At 61.1% G+C, this 208-nt stretch carries 1 protein-coding gene; it reads left to right on the top strand.

What is annotated here, in order from left to right:
• Positions 1-208: hypothetical protein (locus G3O06_RS48805; RefSeq protein ID WP_205820518.1), on the top strand; the 208-nt coding region annotated here is incomplete at both ends.

Genomic DNA, 208 nt, shown 5'->3' with positions numbered 1-208 from the left:
GTCGTGCTCAGACCCGTCGAGACCGACGAAACATTACTGTTCGCCGTGCTCAGGCCAGTCGAGATCGAGCTCACCGAACTGTTGGTCGTGCTCAGACCCGTCGACAACGACGACACGCTGCTCGTCGTCGTGCTCAGGCCCGTCGACACCGACGTCGACAGCGACGAAACGTTGCTGTCCGTCGTGCTCAAGCCCGTCGAAATCGAAC

The organism is Burkholderia sp. Ac-20345, from assembly GCF_017104825.1.
Lineage (GTDB): Bacteria > Pseudomonadota > Gammaproteobacteria > Burkholderiales > Burkholderiaceae > Burkholderia > Burkholderia lata_B.
Note: the sequence above shows the minus strand (reverse complement) of the source record. Positions and strands in the feature narration are given on the sequence as shown.